Origin of the sequence: Enterobacter sp. JS8-1 (genome assembly GCF_049187015.1) — a bacterium.
GTDB classification, from domain to species: Bacteria; Pseudomonadota; Gammaproteobacteria; order Enterobacterales; family Enterobacteriaceae; genus Enterobacter; species Enterobacter mori.
This window is the reverse complement of record NZ_CP185805.1, coordinates 3,118,489-3,133,315: the sequence shown is the minus strand read 5'-3', so window position 1 is coordinate 3,133,315 and position 14,827 is coordinate 3,118,489. Positions and strand designations below refer to the sequence as shown.

Genomic DNA, 14,827 nt, shown 5'->3' with positions numbered 1-14,827 from the left:
GGATAAGGGGAAGACCATGACCACACAACGCCCTTTAGTTTCAATCTATATGCCGACATGGAATCGTCAGCAGCTGGCGATCCGCGCAATCAAATCCGTCCTGCGACAGGATTACGATAACTGGGAGCTGATCATCGTCGATGACTGCTCTTCCTCGTATGAACAGCTGCAAAAGTTTGTGACTGACCTCAACGACCCGCGGGTGGTCTATACGCATAACGCCATTAACTCCGGCGCATGTGCGGTGCGTAATCAGGCGATTATGCAGGCGAAAGGGCAGTATCTGACCGGGATTGACGACGATGACGAATGGACGCCAAACCGTCTGTCCATCTTCCTCTCTCACAAAGCGCAGCTGGGGACGCACGCGTTCCTGTATGCCAACGACTACGTTTGCCAGGGTGAAGTGTACTCGCAGCCGGCCAGCCTGCCGCTGTACCCGAAATCACCGTACTCCCGCCGCCTGTTCTACAAGCGCAACATTATCGGTAATCAGGTCTTCACCTGGGCATGGCGCTTCAAAGAGTGCCTGTTCGATACCGAACTGAAGGCCGCGCAGGATTACGACATCTTCCTGCGAATGGTGGTGGAGTACGGCGAGCCGTGGAAAGTGGAAGAGGCCACGCAGATCCTGCACATCAACCATGGGGAGATGCAAATCACCTCGTCACCGAAGAAATTCTCGGGCTACTTCCACTTCTACCGCAAGCACAAGAACAAGTTTGACCGTGCCAGCCGGAAGTATCAGCTCTTTACCCTGTATCAGATCCGCAACAAGCGCATGAACTGGCGCACGCTGCTGACGCTGCTTTCCGTGCGTAACGGCAAGCGTCTGGCCGACGGGCTTCGGGGGAAATAATGTTTCTGGAAGATTGCCGCGCTAACAGCTGGAGCCTGCGCCCGTGCTGCATGGTTCTGGCGTACCGCATCGCGCACTTTTGCTCGGTGTGGCGTAAGAAAAACGTTTTAAACAATATCTGGGCGGCACCCGTGCTGGTGCTGTACCGCATCATTACTGAATGCTTTTTTGGCTATGAAATTCAGGCCGCTGCCACCATTGGCCGACGCTTCACCATCCACCATGGGTATGCCGTGGTGATCAATAAGTTCGTCGTCGCGGGGGATGATTTCACTATTCGCCACGCGGTCACCATCGGCAACCGTGGGCCAGAAAGCCTGGCCTGTCCGGTGATTGGCAATAACGTCGAGCTGGGCGCCAACGTGGTGATCATCGGTGACATCACGATCGGCAACAATGTCACGATTGGCGCAGGTAGCGTGGTGCTGGACAGCATTCCGGACAATGCGCTGGTGGTGGGAGAGAAAGCCCGCGTGAAGGTGATTAAATGAACATTCTGCAATTTAACGTACGCCTCGCAGAAGGCGGGGCGGCTGGCGTGGCGCTGGATCTGCACCAGCGCGCGCTGCAAAAAGGATTACAGTCGCGTTTTGTTTACGGCTACGGCAAAGGCGGCAAAAAAAGCGTTAGCCATGATAACTATCCTCAGGTGCTGAAGCAGACCCCGCGTCTGACCTCCATTGCCAACATTGCGCTGTTCCGCCTGTTTAACCGCGATCTGTTTGGCAACCTGAACAACCTTTACCGCACCGTGACGCGCACGACCGGTCCGGTTGTGCTGCATTTTCACGTTTTGCACAGCTACTGGCTGAATCTGGAAGAGGTGGTGGCGTTTTGTGAGAAGGTGAAAGCGCACAAGCCGGACACCCGATTCGTCTGGACGCTGCACGATCACTGGAGCGTGACCGGACGCTGCGCCTTTACCGACGGCTGCGAAGGCTGGAAAGATAACTGCCAGAAATGTCCGACGCTGAACAATTATCCGCCGGTGAAGGTGGATCGCGCACATCAGCTGGTTGAGGGCAAGCGTCAGCTGTTCCGCGACATGCTTTCGCTCGGCTGCACCTTTATTTCCCCAAGCCAGCACGTGGCGGATGCCTTCAACAGCCTGTACGGGGCAGGGCGCTGCAAGATCATCAACAACGGCATCGACGTAGCAACGGAAGAGATCCTGGCGGAACTGACGCCCGTAGCCGAAACACCGGGCAAACCGAAAATTGCCATTGTTGCGCATGACCTGCGCTACGACGGCAAAACCAACCAGCAGCTGGTGCGCGACATCATGGCGCTCGGCGACAAGGTTGAACTGCACACCTTCGGCAAGTTTTCCCCGTTTGAAGGGGCGAACGTGGTGAACCACGGATTTGAAACCGACAAGCGCAAGCTGATGAGCGCCCTGAACGGTATGGATGCGCTGGTGTTCAGCTCCCGCGTGGACAACTATCCGCTGATCCTCTGCGAAGCGCTCTCTATTGGCGTGCCTGTCATTGCCACCCACAGCGACGCCGCGCGCGAAGTACTGGAGAAATCCGGCGGAAAAACCTTCGCGGAGCAGGAGGTGCTGCCGCTGGTGCAACTGCCGAAGGCCGCTATTGCGCAGGCCGTTTTTGGCACTGACCTGGAATCGTTCCGCAACCGCAGCCGCAAGGCCTACAGTGGACAACAGATGCTGGAGGAGTATGTCTCGTTCTATCAGAATCTGTAGTTATCTGCTGCTGCCGCTGATCTACCTGCTGGTCAACGTCAAGATTGCCCAGCTGGGGGAGAGTTTCCCGATTACCATCGTCACCTTCTTGCCCGTTCTGCTTTTACTCTACGTTGAGAAAATCAGTCTCAAGAAGCTGATGATAGCGTTAGGGCTCGGGGTGGGTCTGACCGCGTTTAACTACATCTTTGGTCAGTCGCTGGATGCCAGCAAATACGTCACCTCAACCATGCTGTTTGTTTATATCGTTATCATTATTGGCATGGTGTGGAGTATTCGCTTTAAAACTATTTCGCCGCACAATTATAAGAAAATCCTTAGGTTCTTTTATATTGTCGTTGGGGTCATTGTTATGCTTGCCGCGATGGAAATGGCGCAAATTATTTTGACCGGCGGCAGCAGTTTGATGGAGATAATTTCGAAATATCTCATATACAGTAACAGCTATGTACTGAACTTCATTAAGTTTGGTGGTAAGCGTACTACTGCGCTCTATTTTGAACCGGCGTTTTTCGCTCTGGCGTTAATCTCAATTTGGCTCAGCATCAAACAGTTTGGTATCAAAACCCCCAAAACCGATGCTATGATTCTTGCAGGAATTGTTCTGTCTGGATCGTTCTCAGGGGTAATGACATTTATCCTGTTTTACCTCCTGGAGTGGGCATTCCAGTACCTGAACAAAGATGCGATTAAGAAAAAACTGCCGCTGGCGATTATCTCCCTGACGGTATTTATGGTTGGCGTGATATTTGCCTTCCCGTACATCTCAGAACGTCTGGGAGATTTGGGAACGGAAGGGTCTTCTTCCTATTATCGCATCATCGGGCCACTGGTGATGGTGGGTTATTCCTTAACCCATATTGATGGGGTAGTAAGATTCGGCTCACTTTACGAATATGTTGCATCATTCGGAATCTTTAACGGTGCGGATGTCGGTAAAACCATAGACAATGGTCTGTATCTGTTAATTATTTATTTTTCGTGGTTCGCCGTACTGTTGACGATCTGGTATCTGTTTAAAGTTTTTAAAATGATGATTAACGCGTTTGGTGATAACCAAAACTTTCGCGTGCAGCTTTATCTTTTTACGCCAGTGTCGTTGTTCTTTACGGGGTCAATATTTAGCCCGGAATATGCTTTCTTGATTGTCTGCCCGTTTATTTTGCGCAAAGCGCTCAATATTACGCGCGTATGACGAAATGAGGTGATTTATGTTTCTTAGCGTCATTACTGTCGCCTTTCGTAACTACGAAGGGGTGGTAAAAACCTGGCGCTCGCTGCGCAACCTGGCGCGCGATCCGAGCCTCACCTTTGAGTGGATCGTGGTTGATGGCGGTTCGAACGACGGTACGGCTGAGTTTCTGGAAAAACTCAACGGTGAGTTCAACTTACGTTACATCAGCGAGAAAGATAAAGGCATTTACGACGCGATGAATAAAGGCATCGCGATGGCGCAGGGACGTTACGCCATCTTCCTGAACTCTGGCGATGTGTTCCATGACGACGTGGCCCTGTTTGCCCGTCAGCTCGCCCGCCAGAAAGAGGACGCCTTGTATATTGGCGATGCCCTGCTCGATTTTGGTGACGGAAATAAAGTGCTGCGCAGCGCCAAGCCGGGCTGGTATATCTACCACAGCCTGCCGGCCAGCCATCAGGCCATTTTCTTTCCGGTCGAGGGCCTGAAAAAACAGCCTTACGATTTGCAGTATAAAGTGTCTTCAGATTATGCACTGACTGCCAGCCTGTACAAATCAGGTTATCCATTCCGTCGTATTAAAGGACTGGTATCTGAATTTTCCATGGGCGGTGTGTCAACTTCAAATAATCTGGAATTGTGCCAGGATGCAAAAAACGTGCAGCGTAAAATATTACGCGTGCCGGGGTTCTGGGCGGAATTGTCTTATTTTTTACGTCTGAAAACGACAGGTAAAGCGAAAGCCTTATATAACAAAGCCTGAAATATAAGGAAGCCTAATGCAGGAACTTAACGGATTCTCCGTGCCGAAAGGCTTTCGGGGCGGGAATGGTATTAAGGTGCAGTTGTGGTGGGCGGTTCAGGCGACATTATTTGCCTGGTCTCCGCAAATACTGTACCGCTGGCGAGCCTTTTTATTGCGTCTCTTTGGCGCAAAAATCGGAAAAAACGTAGTGATTCGCCCCTCGGTGAAAATTACCTATCCCTGGAAATTAACGCTTGGGGATTACGCCTGGGTAGGGGATGACGCGGTGTTATATACCCTGGGCGAGATTACGATTGGCGCAAATTCGGTGGTATCGCAGAAGTGTTATTTGTGCACCGGCAGCCATGATTTTATGAGTCAGCATTTTGATATTACCGCTTCGCCAATTGTGATTGGTGAAAAATGCTGGCTGGCAACAGATGTCTTTGTTGCACCTGGTGTTTCTGTTGGCGATGGCACGGTAGTCGGTGCCCGCAGCAGCGTTTTTAAATCGCTACCGGCAAATACAATTTGCCGTGGCAACCCCGCAGTGGTGATACGCGAACGCGTTGAAACTGAAAAACTTTGATAAGTACAGAGGAATATAAACATGTCTAAAGTCGCTCTCATCACCGGCGTTACCGGACAAGATGGTTCTTACCTGGCAGAACTGCTGCTGGAAAAAGGGTATGAAGTACACGGTATTAAACGTCGTGCCTCTTCGTTCAACACCGAGCGTGTTGACCATATCTACCAGGATCCTCACTCCGCGAACCCGAAATTCCATCTGCATTACGGCGATCTGACCGATTCCTCAAACCTGACCCGTATCCTGCAGGAAGTGCAGCCGGATGAAGTGTACAACCTGGGCGCGATGAGCCACGTTGCGGTCTCCTTCGAATCCCCGGAATACACCGCCGACGTTGACGCCATGGGCACCCTGCGTCTGCTGGAAGCCATTCGCTTCCTGGGCCTCGAGAAGAAAACCCGTTTCTACCAGGCGTCCACCTCCGAGCTGTACGGCCTGGTGCAGGAAATTCCACAGAAAGAGACCACGCCGTTCTACCCGCGCTCTCCGTATGCGGTCGCTAAACTGTACGCCTACTGGATCACCGTAAACTACCGTGAATCCTACGGCATGTACGCCTGTAACGGCATTCTGTTCAACCACGAATCCCCGCGTCGCGGCGAAACCTTCGTGACCCGTAAAATCACCCGCGCGATCGCCAACATCGCTCAGGGTCTGGAATCTTGCCTGCACCTCGGCAACATGGACTCCCTGCGTGACTGGGGCCATGCGAAAGACTACGTGAAAATGCAGTGGATGATGCTGCAGCAGGACAAACCAGAAGACTTCGTGATCGCGACCGGCGTGCAGTATTCCGTGCGTCAGTTCGTTGAAATGGCTGCCGCGCAGCTGGGCATCAAACTGCGCTTCGAAGGTACTGGCGTGGAAGAGAAGGGCATTGTGGTTTCCGTGACGGGTCACGACGCACCGGGCGTGAAGCCGGGCGACGTTATCGTTCAGGTTGACCCACGCTACTTCCGTCCTGCTGAAGTGGAAACCCTGCTGGGTGACCCAACCAAAGCGCACGAAACCCTGGGCTGGAAACCAGAGACCACTCTGCAGGAGATGGTTTCCGAGATGGTGGCCAAAGATCTTGAAGCAGCGAAAAAACACTCCCTGCTCAAGTCTCATGGCTACGAGGTTGCCATCGCGCTGGAGTCCTGAGAATGACAAAACAACGTATTTTTGTCGCCGGTCATCGCGGAATGGTGGGTTCCGCGATTGTTCGCCAGCTGGAGCAGCGCGGTGATGTAGAGGTGATTGTCCGCACCCGCGACGAGCTGAACCTGCTAGACAGCAAAGCGGTACAGGACTTCTTTGCCAACGAACGTATTGACCAGGTGTATCTGGCGGCGGCGAAAGTGGGCGGCATTGTTGCCAACAACACCTACCCGGCAGATTTCATCTACGAGAACATGATGATCGAGAGCAACATCATTCACGCGGCGCACCTGCACAACGTGAATAAGCTGCTGTTCCTCGGTTCATCCTGTATTTACCCAAAAATGGCGAAGCAGCCCATCGCGGAAAGCGAACTGCTGCAGGGCACGCTGGAAGCGACCAACGAGCCGTACGCGATTGCCAAAATTGCCGGGATCAAGCTGTGTGAGTCCTACAACCGTCAGTACAACCGCGACTATCGTTCGGTGATGCCGACCAACCTGTACGGACCGCACGACAACTTCCACCCGAGCAATTCGCACGTGATCCCGGCGCTGCTCCGCCGTTTCCACGAGGCGACCGCCGAGAACGCGCCGGACGTGGTGGTGTGGGGCAGCGGTACGCCAAAGCGCGAGTTCCTGCATGTGGACGACATGGCTGCGGCCAGCATTCACGTAATGGAGCTGGATCGCGAAGTGTGGCAGGAGAACACCGAGCCGATGCTGTCGCACATCAACGTCGGAACCGGCGTTGACTGCACCATCCGCGAGCTGGCGCAGACTATCGCGCAGGTGGTGGGCTACAAAGGCCGCGTGGTGTTTGACGCCACCAAGCCGGACGGCACGCCGCGCAAACTGCTGGACGTGACCCGCCTGCATCAGCTGGGCTGGTATCACGAGGTGTCACTGGAGCAGGGGCTGGCCAGCACCTACCAGTGGTTCCTGGAAAACCAGCACCGCTTCCGGGGGTAATGATGTTTTTAAGTCAGGAAGATTTTGCCACGGTAGTGCGTTCTACTCCGCTGATCTCAATCGATTTGATCGTGGAGAACGAACGCGGCGAGTTCTTGCTGGGGAAACGAACCAATCGTCCTGCACAGGGCTTTTGGTTCGTGCCCGGCGGGCGCGTGCAGAAGGATGAGACGCTGACCGATGCGTTTGAGCGTCTCACTCTGGCGGAGCTGGGCCTGCAGCTGCCGATGGCGGCAGGCCAGTTTTACGGGGTCTGGCAGCACTTCTATGACGATAACTTTTCAGGCACCGGGTTCTCCACGCACTACATCGTGCTGGGGTTCCGCCTGAAGGTGAGTGAGGCAGATCTGCATCTGCCTGATTCTCAGCATGACGACTACCGCTGGCAGACGCCAGAGGCGCTGCTGGCGAGCGATAACGTTCACGATAACAGTCGAGCGTACTTCCTCGCAGAACGTCAGTCCGGGGTGCCGGGTTTATGAAGATCCTTGTGTATGGCATTAACTATTCGCCGGAATTAACCGGCATCGGGAAATACACCGGCGAGATGGTCGAGTGGATGGCGAGCCAGGGACATGACGTGCGGGTCATTACCGCGCCGCCGTACTACCCGGAGTGGAAGGTGGGCGAGCGCTACTCAAGCTGGCGCTATCGCCGCGAAGAGGGTGCTGCGACTGTGTGGCGCTGCCCACTCTACGTGCCAAAACAGCCTTCGACGCTGAAACGTTTAATTCATCTGGGCAGCTTTGCCCTGAGCAGTTTTTTCCCGCTGATGGCGCAGCGTCGCTGGAAGCCGGATCGCATTATCGGCGTGGTGCCGACGCTGTTTTGCACGCCGGGCATGCGCCTGCTGGGCAAACTTTCTGGCGCGCGCACCCTGCTGCACATTCAGGATTATGAAGTGGACGCCATGCTCGGCCTGGGAATGGCGGGCAAGGGCAAGGGCGGCAAGGTGGCGAAGCTCGCCAGCGCCTTTGAGCGCAGCGGGCTGCACAACGTGGATTACGTCTCGACTATCTCGCGCTCGATGATGAACAAGGCGCAGGAGAAGGGCGTCCCGGCGGAGAGAGTCATTTTCTTCCCGAACTGGTCCGAAGTGGCCCGTTTCCGCGATGTGACAGAGCAAGATGCTCATGCGCTCCGCGCGCAGCTCGGATTGCCTGAAGATCAAAAAATCATTCTTTACTCGGGTAACATCGGCGAAAAGCAGGGGCTGGAGAGCGTCATTGAAGCGGCGCAGCAGCTTAGCGAACATCCGTGGACGTTTGTGATTGTCGGGCAGGGCGGTGGAAAAGCGCGGCTGGAAAAAATGACCCTCGAACGCGGCCTGACCAACGTGAAATTTTTCCCGCTTCAGTCTTACGAGGCGCTACCTGCCCTGCTGAAGATGGGCGACTGCCATCTGGTCGTGCAAAAGCGCGGCGCGGCGGACGCGGTGCTGCCGTCCAAGCTGACCAACATTCTGGCGGTGGGCGGCAACGCGGTGATTACGGCAGAAGCCGAAACAGAATTAGGCCAGCTGTGTAACAGCTATCCCGGCATTGCCGTTTGCGTGGAGCCAGAATCCGTTCCCGCGCTGGTAGCCGGTATTGAGCAGGCACTCGCCATGCCAAAAGAGAACACGGTGGCACGTGAATATGCCGAACGCACGCTCGAAAAAGAGAACGTGCTGAGCCAATTTATTGCAGATATACGGGGATAAATCATGAGTCAAACCACGTTGTATCCGGTTGTGATGGCAGGTGGCTCTGGTAGCCGGTTGTGGCCGCTGTCCCGCGTGCTCTATCCAAAACAGTTCCTCTGCCTGAAAGGGGACCTCACCATGCTGCAAACGACGGTCAACCGTCTGCACGGCGTGGAGTGTGAAAGTCCGGTCGTTATTTGTAACGAACAGCACCGTTTTATCGTTGCCGAGCAGCTGCGCCAGCTGAACAAACTCACAGAAAACATCATTCTGGAGCCTGCCGGTCGTAACACTGCCCCTGCGATCGCCCTGGCGGCGCTGGCGGCAAAACGCAGCAGCCCGAACTGCGACCCGCTGATGCTGGTACTGGCGGCTGACCACGTCATTCAGCAGGAAGAGGCGTTCCGCGACGCGGTCCGTGCGGCCATTCCTTACGCGGAAAGCGGCAAGCTGGTGACCTTCGGCATCGTGCCGGACCTGCCGGAAACCGGCTATGGCTACATCCGTCGCGGCAGCGTGACGCCGGGCGAAGGCGACAGCGTGGCGTTTGACGTGGCGCAGTTCGTCGAAAAACCGAATCTGGAAACCGCGCAGGCCTATGTGGCCAGCGGGGAATATTACTGGAACAGCGGCATGTTCCTGTTCCGCGCCGGACGCTACCTGGAAGAGCTGGAAAAATACCGTCCGGACATCCTGAGCGCCTGTGAGAAAGCGATGGCGGTGGTCGATCCTGACCTCGACTTTATTCGTGTGGATGAGCAATCTTTCCTCGCCTGCCCGGAGGAGTCCATTGACTACGCGGTCATGGAGCGCACGGCGGATGCCGTCGTGGTGCCGATGGACGCGGGCTGGAGCGATGTGGGGTCCTGGTCATCCCTGTGGGAGATCAGTGCGCATACCCCGGAGGGTAACGTCCATCACGGTGATGTGATTAGCCACAAAACGGAAAACAGCTATGTTTATGCCGAATCCGGCCTGGTCACCACGGTTGGGGTGAAGGATCTGGTGGTCGTGCAGACCAAAGATGCGGTGCTGATTGCCGACCGTAACGCCGTGCAGGACGTTAAAAAAGTGGTTGAACAAATCAAGGCCGATGGTCGTCACGAGCACCACATTCACCGCGAAGTCTACCGTCCGTGGGGCAAGTATGACTCCATCGACTCCGGCGACCGCTATCAGGTGAAGCGTATTACCGTGAAGCCGGGTGAAGGGCTGTCCGTACAGATGCACCACCATCGCGCCGAGCACTGGGTGGTGGTGGCGGGAACCGCAAAAGTCACCATCGACGGCGAAATCAAACTGCTGGGCGAAAACGAATCCATCTACATTCCGCTGGGGGCCACGCACTGTCTGGAGAACCCGGGGAAAATTCCGCTCGACTTAATTGAAGTGCGCTCCGGTTCGTATCTGGAGGAGGACGATATCGTTCGCTTCCAGGATCGTTACGGACGGGTGTAGCGCCTCTGCTTCCTGCCCGGTGGCGCTGCGCTAACCGGGCCTACGAATGAAAAAAAAGAATTTGGCCATTAATTGGTCAGGGCCAACTGTTGCCTGAAAAAGGGGTCATCATGGAAAAGTTAACCTGTTTTAAAGCCTACGATATTCGCGGCAAGCTGGGCGAAGAGCTGAATGAAGACATTGCGTGGCGTATTGGCCGCGCGTACGGCGAATATTTAAAGCCGCAAACTATCGTGCTGGGCGGCGACGTGCGCCTGACCAGCGAGTCCCTGAAGCTGGCCCTGGCGAAAGGGCTGCAGGATGCGGGCGTGGACGTGCTGGATATCGGCCTTTCCGGTACTGAAGAGATCTATTTTGCCACCTTCCACCTGGGCGTGGACGGCGGTATTGAAGTGACCGCCAGCCACAACCCGATGGACTACAACGGCATGAAGCTGGTGCGCAAGGGCGCGCGTCCGATCAGTGGCGATACCGGCCTGCGCGACGTACAGCGTCTCGCGGAAGCCAACGACTTCCCGCCGGTGAACGACGCGAAGCGCGGCAGCTACAAGCAGATCAATTTGCAAAAAGAGTACATCGATCACCTGCTGGGCTACATCAACGTGGCAAACCTGAAGCCGCTGAAGCTGGTCATCAACTCCGGTAACGGCGCGGCCGGTCCGGTGGTGGATGCCCTGGAAGCCCGCTTTAAGGCGCTGAACGTGCCGGTCACCTTCATCAAAGTGCATAACACCCCGGACGGCAATTTCCCGAACGGTATTCCTAACCCGCTGCTGCCAGAGTGCCGCGACGACACCCGTAACGCGGTGATTGAGCACGGTGCCGATATGGGTATCGCCTTTGACGGTGACTTCGATCGCTGCTTCCTGTTCGACGAGAAAGGGCAGTTCATCGAGGGCTACTACATCGTCGGCCTGCTGGCGGAAGCCTTCCTCGAGAAATACCCGGGGGCGAAGATCATTCACGATCCGCGCCTCTCCTGGAATACCGTCGATGTGGTGTCCGCGGCGGGCGGTACGCCGGTGATGTCCAAAACTGGCCACGCCTTTATCAAAGAGCGCATGCGTGAAGAAGACGCCATTTACGGCGGCGAGATGAGCGCTCACCACTACTTCCGTGATTTTGCCTACTGCGACAGCGGGATGATCCCGTGGCTGCTGGTGACCGAGCTGCTGTGCCTGAAAGGGCAGACCCTGGGCGAGCTGGTGCGTGATCGCATGGCGGCCTTCCCGGCGAGCGGTGAGATCAACAGCAAGCTGGCGCAGCCTGCCGAGGCGATTGCCCGCGTGGAACAGCACTTTGCCATCCACGCGCTGGAAATTGACCGTACCGACGGCATCAGCATGGCGTTCCCGCAGTGGCGCTTCAACCTGCGCTCGTCCAATACCGAGCCGGTGGTGCGTCTGAACGTGGAATCCCGTGCCGACACGGCGCTGATGGAAGCCCGAACGAAGGACATTCTGGCGCTGTTGAATCAGTAACAATTGCCCCTCACCCCAGCCCTCTCCCCACAGGGGAGAGGGTGTTCAAGTTCCCTCTCCCCTGTGGGGAGAGGGGTAGGGCGAGGGGTAAGGTTTTGAACTAAAGGAACAACGATGACGAATCTAAAAAAACGCGAACGAGCGAGAACGAATGCATCGTTAATCTCTATGGTGCAGCGTTTTTCTGATATCACCATCATGGTCGGCGGATTGTGGGCGGTGTGTCGGATTAGCGGGCAACCGTTCTTATATATGCATCTGCTGATGGCATTGATTGCGCTGGTCGTGTTTCAAATGATCGGCGGGATGACCGATTTTTACCGCTCGTGGCGTGGGGTGAAAATCACCACCGAGTTGATGTTGTTGCTGCAAAACTGGACCTTAAGCCTGATTTTCAGCGCCGGGCTGGTGGCATTCAGCCATGATTTTGATAACCGCCTCGTGACCTATCTCTGCTGGTACCTGTTGACCAGCGTGGGCATGGTGGTCTGCCGTTCGCTGATCCGCTTCGGTGCGGGCTGGCTGCGCAATCGGGGTTACAACAGACGCTATGTGGCCGTAGCAGGGGATTTGCCCGTCGGCCAGGTGCTGCTCGACAGCTTCCGCAAAGAGCCGTGGTTAGGTTTTGAAGTGGTGGGGATCTACCACGACGCGAAGCCGGGCGGCGTCCCGTCTGAGTGGGCTGGCAACTACGAGCAGCTTATCGACGACGCGAAAGCAGGGAAGATCCACAACGTCTATATCGCCATGCAGATGAAAGACGAATCCCGCATTAAGAAACTGATGCGCGAGCTGGCGGATACCACCTGCTCGGTGATCCTGATCCCGGATGTCTTTACCTTCAACATCCTCCATTCCCGCATTGAAGAAGTGAACGGCGTGCCGGTTGTGCCGCTGTACGATACGCCGCTGTCCGGTATTAACCGCGTGCTCAAGCGCGTGGAAGATATTGTTCTCTCTTCGCTGATCCTGCTGCTGATTTCGCCTGTGCTGTGTTGCATTGCGCTGGCAGTGAAAATCAGTTCACCCGGGCCGATTATCTTCCGCCAGACACGCTACGGCATGGACGGCAAGCCGATCATGGTGTGGAAATTTCGCTCCATGAAGGTGATGGAAAACGACAAGGTGGTGACCCAGGCGACGCAAAACGATCCGCGCGTGACCCGCGTGGGGAACTTCCTGCGCCGGACCTCGCTGGACGAGCTGCCGCAGTTCATTAACGTCTTCACCGGCGGCATGTCGATTGTTGGCCCGCGTCCTCACGCGGTAGCCCATAACGAGCAGTACCGTTCACTGATTGAAGGCTACATGCTGCGGCATAAGGTGAAGCCAGGCATCACCGGCTGGGCGCAGATCAACGGCTGGCGCGGCGAGACCGACACGCTGGAAAAAATGGAAAAACGTATTGAGTTCGATCTGGAGTACATCCGTGAGTGGAGCCTCTGGTTCGATATCAAGATTGTTTTTCTGACTATCTTCAAAGGTTTCGTGAACAAAGCGGCGTACTAAGATGAGCTTACGTGAAAAAACCATCAGCGGCGCCAAGTGGTCGGCCATGGCCACCATCGTCATCATCGGCCTTGGGCTGGTGCAGATGACGGTGCTGGCGCGCATTATCGATAACCACCAGTTCGGCCTGCTGACCGTCTCGCTGGTGATTATCGCGCTGGCCGATACGCTGTCTGACTTCGGTATCGCCAACTCGATTATCCAGCGCAAAGAGATCAGTCATCTGGAGCTGACCACGCTCTACTGGCTGAACGTCGGGCTGGGGATCTTCGTGTTCGTACTGGTGTTCCTGCTGAGCGACACCATCGCCCGCGTGCTGCACAACCCGGATCTGGCTCCGCTGATGCGTACGCTGTCGTTTGCCTTTGTGGTGATCCCACACGGGCAGCAGTTCCGCGCGCTGATGCAAAAAGAGCTGGAGTTCAACAAGATCGGCATGATTGAAACAAGTGCCGTGCTGGCGGGCTTTACCTTCACCGTGGTGAGCGCCCATTTCTGGCCGCTGGCGATGACCGCCATCCTCGGTTACCTGGTTAACTCTGCCGTGCGTACACTGCTGTTCGGCTACTTTGGCCGCAAGATTTACCGTCCGGGGCTGCATTTCTCTCTCGCTTCCGTCTCGTCCAACCTCCGCTTTGGCGCGTGGCTGACGGCGGACAGCATTATCAACTACGTCAATACCAACCTCTCGACGCTGGTGCTGGCGCGCATTCTGGGCGCGAGCGTGGCGGGGGGCTACAACCTGGCCTACAACGTCGCGGTTGTTCCTCCGATGAAGCTGAACCCGATTATCACCCGCGTGCTGTTCCCGGCGTTTGCCAAGATTCAGGACGACACCGAAAAGCTGCGCGTTAACTTCTACAAGCTGCTTTCCGTAGTGGGGATTATTAACTTCCCGGTGCTGCTGGGGCTGATGGTGGTCTCCAGCAACTTCGTGCCGCTGGTGTTTGGTGAGAAGTGGAACGGCATCATCCCGATCCTGCAGCTGCTGTGTGTGGTAGGGCTACTGCGATCCGTGGGAAATCCGATTGGTTCCCTGCTGATGGCAAAAGCGCGCGTGGATATCAGCTTTAAGTTCAACGTGTTTAAAACCTTCCTGTTTATTCCGGCAATCATCGTGGGTGGACACATGGCGGGCGCTATCGGCGTTACGCTCGGGTTCCTGCTGGTACAAATTATCAACACCGTGCTGAGCTACTTCGTGATGATCAAGCCGGTGCTGGGCTCCAGCTACCGTCAGTACATCCTGAGCCTGTGGCTGCCGTTTTATCTCTCCTTACCTACGCTTGCGGTCAGCTATGGCCTGGGCGTGGTGCTCAGCGGTCATCTGCCGCTGGCGGCGCTGCTGGCGGTACAGGTCGCCTCGGGCGCACTGGCGTTCGGCGTGATGATTGTGCTGTCGCGTAATGCGCTGGTGGTTGAGATGAAGCGCCAGCTTTGCCGTAACGAAAAAATGAAAACGCTGCTTCGCGCAGGCTAATTTTAAGAGGC

General features: G+C 55.7%; 14 protein-coding genes. All 14 read left to right on the top strand.

The features are described from left to right. The first annotated feature begins 16 nt into the window (after window positions 1-16). Window positions 17-859: a colanic acid biosynthesis glycosyltransferase WcaA gene (wcaA, locus tag ACOQH0_RS14960; protein WP_089598068.1), complete on the top strand. Its 843-nt coding sequence runs from the start codon at window positions 17-19 to the stop codon at window positions 857-859. Then, window positions 859-1,350: a colanic acid biosynthesis acetyltransferase WcaB gene (wcaB, locus tag ACOQH0_RS14955; RefSeq protein WP_042715911.1), complete on the top strand. Its 492-nt coding sequence runs from the start codon at window positions 859-861 to the stop codon at window positions 1,348-1,350. The genes wcaA and wcaB overlap by 1 nt, the downstream gene beginning before the upstream one ends. Next, window positions 1,347-2,564 (top strand): colanic acid biosynthesis glycosyltransferase WcaC, encoded by a 1,218-nt coding sequence (wcaC, locus tag ACOQH0_RS14950; protein ID WP_174339811.1) that lies wholly within the window; start codon window positions 1,347-1,349, stop codon window positions 2,562-2,564. Before wcaB ends, wcaC begins: the two co-directional genes overlap by 4 nt. Continuing rightward, entirely contained in the window at window positions 2,539-3,759 is a 1,221-nt protein-coding gene (gene wcaD, locus ACOQH0_RS14945; RefSeq protein WP_089598070.1) for a colanic acid polymerase WcaD, read from the top strand. Before wcaC ends, wcaD begins: the two co-directional genes overlap by 26 nt. 16 nt (window positions 3,760-3,775) lie before the next feature. Beyond that, on the top strand, window positions 3,776-4,522 hold the full coding sequence (wcaE, locus tag ACOQH0_RS14940; protein ID WP_089598071.1) for a colanic acid biosynthesis glycosyltransferase WcaE: 747 nt from the start codon (window positions 3,776-3,778) through the stop codon (window positions 4,520-4,522). A 16-nt stretch (window positions 4,523-4,538) separates the two neighbouring features. Continuing rightward, complete coding sequence (gene wcaF / locus ACOQH0_RS14935; protein WP_010431937.1) at window positions 4,539-5,093, top strand: colanic acid biosynthesis acetyltransferase WcaF; 555 nt, start codon at window positions 4,539-4,541, stop codon at window positions 5,091-5,093. A 21-nt stretch (window positions 5,094-5,114) separates the two neighbouring features. After that, on the top strand, window positions 5,115-6,236 hold the full coding sequence (gene gmd, locus ACOQH0_RS14930) for a GDP-mannose 4,6-dehydratase (protein ID WP_010431938.1): 1,122 nt from the start codon (window positions 5,115-5,117) through the stop codon (window positions 6,234-6,236). Between the two features lie 2 nt (window positions 6,237-6,238). Further along, window positions 6,239-7,204 carry a GDP-L-fucose synthase gene (fcl, locus tag ACOQH0_RS14925; RefSeq protein ID WP_421510727.1) on the top strand — a complete coding sequence of 322 codons (966 nt, stop codon included), beginning with the start codon at window positions 6,239-6,241 and terminating at the stop codon, window positions 7,202-7,204. 2 nt (window positions 7,205-7,206) lie between these two features. Beyond that, entirely contained in the window at window positions 7,207-7,686 is a 480-nt protein-coding gene (locus tag ACOQH0_RS14920) for a GDP-mannose mannosyl hydrolase (RefSeq protein WP_100166191.1), read from the top strand. After that, on the top strand, window positions 7,683-8,906 hold the full coding sequence (gene wcaI / locus ACOQH0_RS14915) for a colanic acid biosynthesis fucosyltransferase WcaI (protein WP_421510726.1): 1,224 nt from the start codon (window positions 7,683-7,685) through the stop codon (window positions 8,904-8,906). The genes ACOQH0_RS14920 and wcaI overlap by 4 nt, the downstream gene beginning before the upstream one ends. A gap of 3 nt (window positions 8,907-8,909) precedes the next feature. Then, complete coding sequence (cpsB, locus tag ACOQH0_RS14910; protein ID WP_089598073.1) at window positions 8,910-10,346, top strand: mannose-1-phosphate guanyltransferase; 1,437 nt, start codon at window positions 8,910-8,912, stop codon at window positions 10,344-10,346. A 110-nt stretch (window positions 10,347-10,456) separates the two neighbouring features. Beyond that, window positions 10,457-11,827 (top strand): colanic acid biosynthesis phosphomannomutase CpsG, encoded by a 1,371-nt coding sequence (gene cpsG, locus ACOQH0_RS14905; protein ID WP_421510725.1) that lies wholly within the window; start codon window positions 10,457-10,459, stop codon window positions 11,825-11,827. Between the two features lie 114 nt (window positions 11,828-11,941). After that, on the top strand, window positions 11,942-13,336 hold the full coding sequence (gene wcaJ, locus ACOQH0_RS14900) for an undecaprenyl-phosphate glucose phosphotransferase (protein WP_108418179.1): 1,395 nt from the start codon (window positions 11,942-11,944) through the stop codon (window positions 13,334-13,336). Between the two features lies 1 nt (window position 13,337). After that, a complete protein-coding gene (gene wzxC, locus ACOQH0_RS14895; RefSeq protein WP_421510724.1) occupies window positions 13,338-14,816 on the top strand; it encodes a colanic acid undecaprenyl disphosphate flippase WzxC in 1,479 nt (492 codons plus the stop codon). Window positions 14,817-14,827 lie beyond the last annotated feature (11 nt).

Excerpts from the sequence above, each read along its gene's own strand:
- wcaA (WP_089598068.1), top strand. The coding sequence starts at position 17 with ATGACCACACAACGCCCTTTAGTTTCAATCTATATGCCGACATGGAAT.
- wcaB (WP_042715911.1), top strand. The coding sequence starts at position 859 with ATGTTTCTGGAAGATTGCCGCGCTAACAGCTGGAGCCTGCGCCCGTGC.
- wcaC (WP_174339811.1), top strand. The coding sequence starts at position 1,347 with ATGAACATTCTGCAATTTAACGTACGCCTCGCAGAAGGCGGGGCGGCT.
- wcaD (WP_089598070.1), top strand. The coding sequence starts at position 2,539 with ATGTCTCGTTCTATCAGAATCTGTAGTTATCTGCTGCTGCCGCTGATC.
- wcaE (WP_089598071.1), top strand. The coding sequence starts at position 3,776 with ATGTTTCTTAGCGTCATTACTGTCGCCTTTCGTAACTACGAAGGGGTG.
- wcaF (WP_010431937.1), top strand. The coding sequence starts at position 4,539 with ATGCAGGAACTTAACGGATTCTCCGTGCCGAAAGGCTTTCGGGGCGGG.
- gmd (WP_010431938.1), top strand. The coding sequence starts at position 5,115 with ATGTCTAAAGTCGCTCTCATCACCGGCGTTACCGGACAAGATGGTTCT.
- fcl (WP_421510727.1), top strand. The coding sequence starts at position 6,239 with ATGACAAAACAACGTATTTTTGTCGCCGGTCATCGCGGAATGGTGGGT.
- ACOQH0_RS14920 (WP_100166191.1), top strand. The coding sequence starts at position 7,207 with ATGTTTTTAAGTCAGGAAGATTTTGCCACGGTAGTGCGTTCTACTCCG.
- wcaI (WP_421510726.1), top strand. The coding sequence starts at position 7,683 with ATGAAGATCCTTGTGTATGGCATTAACTATTCGCCGGAATTAACCGGC.
- cpsB (WP_089598073.1), top strand. The coding sequence starts at position 8,910 with ATGAGTCAAACCACGTTGTATCCGGTTGTGATGGCAGGTGGCTCTGGT.
- cpsG (WP_421510725.1), top strand. The coding sequence starts at position 10,457 with ATGGAAAAGTTAACCTGTTTTAAAGCCTACGATATTCGCGGCAAGCTG.
- wcaJ (WP_108418179.1), top strand. The coding sequence starts at position 11,942 with ATGACGAATCTAAAAAAACGCGAACGAGCGAGAACGAATGCATCGTTA.
- wzxC (WP_421510724.1), top strand. The coding sequence starts at position 13,338 with ATGAGCTTACGTGAAAAAACCATCAGCGGCGCCAAGTGGTCGGCCATG.